8 protein-coding genes and 1 pseudogene are annotated in these 3928 nt (G+C 58.6%); 3 read left to right on the plus strand and 6 right to left on the minus strand.

Going from position 1 to position 3928, the window contains the following annotated elements; translation table 11 throughout:
• Positions 1-70: 70 nt before the first annotated feature.
• From DC366_RS19155 to DC366_RS19175, 5 genes and pseudogenes are all read right to left on the minus strand, one after another.
• A pseudogene (locus DC366_RS19155) lies at positions 71-343 on the minus strand (VirB4 family type IV secretion/conjugal transfer ATPase); the annotation flags it as partial.
• On the minus strand, positions 333-611 hold the full coding sequence (locus DC366_RS19160; RefSeq protein ID WP_008327373.1) for a VirB3 family type IV secretion system protein: 279 nt from the start codon (positions 609-611) through the stop codon (positions 333-335). The pseudogene DC366_RS19155 and the gene DC366_RS19160, both read right to left, overlap by 11 nt.
• Positions 604-897, minus strand: a complete 294-nt coding sequence (locus DC366_RS19165) for a TrbC/VirB2 family protein (protein WP_105236508.1) — start codon at positions 895-897, stop codon at positions 604-606. The genes DC366_RS19160 and DC366_RS19165 overlap by 8 nt, the downstream gene beginning before the upstream one ends.
• Positions 894-1514 (minus strand): lytic transglycosylase domain-containing protein, encoded by a 621-nt coding sequence (locus DC366_RS19170; protein WP_108693744.1) that lies wholly within the window; start codon positions 1512-1514, stop codon positions 894-896. The genes DC366_RS19165 and DC366_RS19170 overlap by 4 nt, the downstream gene beginning before the upstream one ends.
• 43 nt (positions 1515-1557) lie before the next feature.
• Positions 1558-1926, minus strand: a complete 369-nt coding sequence (locus DC366_RS19175) for a hypothetical protein (protein WP_108693745.1) — start codon at positions 1924-1926, stop codon at positions 1558-1560.
• A gap of 211 nt (positions 1927-2137) precedes the next feature.
• Here DC366_RS19175 and DC366_RS19180 point away from each other — a divergent pair, with 211 nt between their 5' ends.
• From DC366_RS19180 to DC366_RS19190, 3 genes are all read left to right on the plus strand, one after another.
• Entirely contained in the window at positions 2138-2389 is a 252-nt protein-coding gene (locus tag DC366_RS19180; RefSeq protein ID WP_076981275.1) for a hypothetical protein, read from the plus strand.
• 124 nt (positions 2390-2513) lie between these two features.
• Positions 2514-2771 (plus strand): helix-turn-helix domain-containing protein, encoded by a 258-nt coding sequence (locus DC366_RS19185; RefSeq protein WP_108693746.1) that lies wholly within the window; start codon positions 2514-2516, stop codon positions 2769-2771.
• Positions 2772-2941: 170 nt separating this feature from the next.
• Positions 2942-3166 carry a hypothetical protein gene (locus tag DC366_RS19190; protein ID WP_108693747.1) on the plus strand — a complete coding sequence of 75 codons (225 nt, stop codon included), beginning with the start codon at positions 2942-2944 and terminating at the stop codon, positions 3164-3166.
• A 103-nt stretch (positions 3167-3269) separates the two neighbouring features.
• Here DC366_RS19190 and DC366_RS19195 read toward each other — a convergent pair whose 3' ends face one another.
• The gene (locus tag DC366_RS19195; RefSeq protein ID WP_108693748.1) at positions 3270-3659 is read right to left on the minus strand and encodes a hypothetical protein; all 390 of its coding nucleotides are present in this window, start codon (positions 3657-3659) and stop codon (positions 3270-3272) included.
• Positions 3660-3928: the final 269 nt, after the last annotated feature.

A 3928-nucleotide genomic window follows, 5' to 3' on the forward strand; every position in this document is an offset into this window, starting at 1 on the left:
GCACCATGGCGCTTGGTGCCCCGTCACTGGCCTGGTTTTACGCCGCCGCGTGGCCGGTTTTTACTCCGCCGTTGACATAATAGCTGAACTCCGGCCCAAGCTGCGCGATGATGCGGGCAAAAAGCGCCGTCACCTTGTCGAGATAGGCATCATCCGTGGTGTAGCTGTTGATCCCCTCGAGCCGGATGCAGCGGAAGAGTTCGTTCACCCGGGTCCGCACGGTCTGATCATCGACGAGGCTCACATAGGGCAGCATATGTGCGAGGCGGGTCTCGCGCGCATACCAGTCCGGCGTCATTGTGCGGGGATCGAGTGCATCATCAGGGGCTTCATCACGGGGCATAGCTGTCCCCGCCATGAATGGACCTGTTGCGCGTGGGTGGTGTCTCCTGCAGGGCCGTCATCATCACGTCGATGAAACGCGGGTCCCAATCGGCAGCCTTCCAAAGCACCGGGTAGAGCAGGGCAGCGACACCCAGCACCGCGATGTGCTGGACCCAGACGAACAAGAGCACCGAACCGAAGAGCCAGACCATCGCATACATGATGGGCAGGCCCAGAAGCTTCGGCGGGCGCACGAGGCCGAGAAAGAGAGGCGAGCGTTCAGCCACCGGCAAAGACCGCGGCAACGATCGTGGGGGCGGCGGCGACACCAGCGATGCCTACGAGGACCCAGAGTGCCTGGCGCAGATCGATGATGTTGAAGAACCAGCTCAAGAAAATGCCAAGGACCGCGAGCGTTGCGATGACCACACCAAGGGGTCCGGTGAGCGCATCGACAATGCCCTGCAACAAGCTTTGGATCGGGGAGAGATCGATGCTCTGTGCAAGGGCGGGCTCGGCAATCAGCAGGAATAGCGCCAGCGAGGCGACAAAGAGGTTTGAAATCTGTTTCATGAATTTGATCCTTCCAATCGGGCCACGACGGCCATGACGCGGGCCACGTGGTTCTGGGTTTCTCGGTAAGGGGGAATGCCACCGTGTTGGCGCACGGCGTCCGGCCCCGCGTTGTAGGCCGCCAGCGCCAGATGCGGATCGCCGAAGCGCTCCAGCATCATCGCGAGGTAGCGGGCAGAGCCCTCCAGGTTCTGTTGGGGGTCACGCGGGTCAACGCCGAGATCAAGGGCAGTGATGGGCATCAATTGGCCCAGACCAATGGCGCCCGCGCTCGAGATGGCATCCTGCCTGTAGGCGCTCTCCACTTCGATATTGGCCCGGTAGAGAGCTAGCCAATCCGTGACGGACAGTCCCGCGCGGCGCAAACCGGGATGGCCGGCATAACGCAGGGCTGTTGCCTCGATGTCCGAGAGAAGGTCTGCGCGGGGCAGGAGTGCTGGCTGGGCGAGTGCCGCAAACCTCAGCGCGTCAGGGTTGGGCGCTGCTTCCGTCTCACCAGGAATGGCCAAACCATCGGACGCCGATCCCTGACCAACGCCGTCATTGTAGTTCCGGGCAAAACCGCTCTGAGACCGCGACGGGGTCAGAGAACCGTCGCTCTCCATGACCAGGACCATTTGCGCTGAGGCTGGCGCGGCAACCAGCCAGAGACAGACGAGGTTAGTTGCCAGCGCCCTTGTCTGAGGGGGCTTTGTCTGGCCGGGTGAGTTTGTGCGTACGGCTTGTACCCGCCTCAAGCGGCAGGTCGACATGCGTAAAACCAAGGCCAATGAAGAAAGACACCACGCCGGAGATCGTCTTGAACTCGCGGATCTTGATATCGTTGTAGGTCGTCCGCGTGCGGGCGGTGACGAGGAGCTTTTCCACCCCGTCATCAGAGACAACGCGCATGATCCAGGCCCCGTAATAGCTGGGGCCTTTCTTATGTGCCGACTCCTGGCACAAAATTTCTGCGCTATGGCCGCTTTCCACGAGCTCGCGGAACCTGGCTTCCGTAACCACATTTGGTGCTTCGATGTCCCAGTTCATGGCCCGGCTCACGCTTTCTCCAATGGCGCAACCCTGGGCATTCCCACTTGAAGCCCAGAGTTACGATAGTATACTATCAACCGCAAGATGTAATATCGTGCTGTAGCTGTAGTTTTGGTTACGCAAACACTAGTCACGGTTAGTGTCCGCGATCAAGGAGATAACAGGTTTGAGAAACCCAAGGTTGACAGGCCTGCGCCCATTGCAAGCTATGGTCCTTCTGATCTGTGTTCCGGGGCCGGTTTTGGCGGAATCCTGCTTTGCCCCTGCCCGTCCTTTCCTGCCCAGCGATTCGCAGGCGGCGCGGGACTATGCGGATATCATCCGTGGCGACTTCGAAGATTACATCCAAGATATCCAGAGCTATTTCCGTTGCCTCGATAGCGAACGCGCCCGCGCTTTCGAAGAAGCGCGGGAAGTCAGCGAGGACTATGGCCGATTTCTGCAATTGGTAGGGGATTGATGGGCAGCCTCGGGAGCATCAGACTTATAGCCCATGAAAACCAGACGCCGATAACACCCTCAAATATCTACTTTTTAGATAACAGATTTCATCCGCTAGCGACGTCACAAAAGGTATGTGACGCGTGGCAAAGACAATCAGAAGCACTGGACAGGTCGCACTCTGTCGAGCATTGGTCAACGCTCGCATCAAGGCGGGCCTCGGTCAGGAAGACTTGGCGGTCAGGCTCAAGTGCCATCAATCCCTCGTGGCGCGCATCGAAAGCGGCCAGCGCCGCGTCGACGTCGTCGAGCTGGTCGTGCTCGCCCGCGCCATCGGCTTTGACCCCTTCGAGGTTCTGGCGGTCGTTGAAGCCGCCACGGAGCCCGACCACCGAATTTGAACTATTTCATCAATCGAGATCACGGGAGCTGACTTCTCCCAGTGTGAATATCGGAACCATGAGGAAGATCAATTAACCGATATTAACGAAAACCGGCATGGCGCTGCAGCAAACGCTTTTGAAGCCTAAACTGCGATCCGCAAAGCCCATTTGCAGGAAGTTAATAGACAGTGAATGAAGATAAAGTCGAAGGCGTCGCGATCGCAAATTTGATTGGAGCCGATGAAGAAACCATTGTCGGCTGGGTTTATCGCTGGAACACAGGTGCGCTGGCAATCCGGTGGGACATGCATGGCCCACAGCGCGTCTCCAAGCTCTACCCGGATCTCTGCGATGCCGATAAAGCTGAAATCGACTTCGTGTCTCTCACGCAGCTGCCCTGTCTCGACGACTGACATTTAAGAAAACGGGCGTAATAAGTCTGAAGCCTATGCGTGAGTCGGCGTTGCAGGTTGGATACCGGTTATAGACCGGTCCGACGTTGCCGCGGCCCACCGGTTAGTAATTGACCTGCTCGAAGCCATAATTCCCGCTATAATCGCGCCACTCCACGAAGACGGATCTGTGATAAATGCTCGGGCAGTGTTCGCCCCATCGCTCGAGACCGGCATGCGCAGCAGGAAGCGCTGCCGGTGACGACGCCCTCCACGAAAAGTCGCCCTGTGTGCCGTAGGTGCCAAGCACCACGATAGCGCTTCGGTTGCAATCCCCATCGCGCCCGGACTCATGCTGTCGCGCATACCGTACATCAAAGACGCGGATGGAGCGCACGAAATTGAACTCCGGCCCGCTAATATCGATGTCGGCGCGGTCTTCTACGAGCTGGAGGGCGTAATCAGCCCTTACGAGGTTGTCCCAGGCCGCGTTGGAGCCTTTAAGCCCAAGCATCCCGCCTACCCTGGATGCCCGATCGAAGAGCGGGTCTGAAGAGTTTGATGGGGTTCCTGAACCACCATATAGGGCATCGAAGATCTGGTCCGTGGGGCGCGACCTAGCAGGCCCATCGTAAGACGCACCCATGGGGCAGCGCCAAATCTGCAGCGGCGGCTCCACCGGCCAAGGTGTGATGCGCCGGATGAATGAAGTGGTCCGGCAAACCTGGACAGCGTGCTAAGATGTATCCGACAATGACGACAGGATACACAAATGACGAAGAG

Origin of the sequence: Pelagivirga sediminicola, assembly GCF_003072125.1 — a bacterium.
Lineage (GTDB): Bacteria > Pseudomonadota > Alphaproteobacteria > Rhodobacterales > Rhodobacteraceae > Roseovarius > Roseovarius sediminicola.

Bases quoted from the DNA above. Each gene is read 5' to 3' on its own strand.
- DC366_RS19195 (WP_108693748.1), bottom strand. From the start codon at position 3,659: ATGCTTGGGCTTAAAGGCTCCAACGCGGCCTGGGACAACCTCGTAAGG.
- DC366_RS19175 (WP_108693745.1), bottom strand. From the start codon at position 1,926: ATGAACTGGGACATCGAAGCACCAAATGTGGTTACGGAAGCCAGGTTC.
- DC366_RS19170 (WP_108693744.1), bottom strand. From the start codon at position 1,514: ATGGTCCTGGTCATGGAGAGCGACGGTTCTCTGACCCCGTCGCGGTCT.
- DC366_RS19180 (WP_076981275.1), top strand. From the start codon at position 2,138: ATGGTCCTTCTGATCTGTGTTCCGGGGCCGGTTTTGGCGGAATCCTGC.
- DC366_RS19165 (WP_105236508.1), bottom strand. From the start codon at position 897: ATGAAACAGATTTCAAACCTCTTTGTCGCCTCGCTGGCGCTATTCCTG.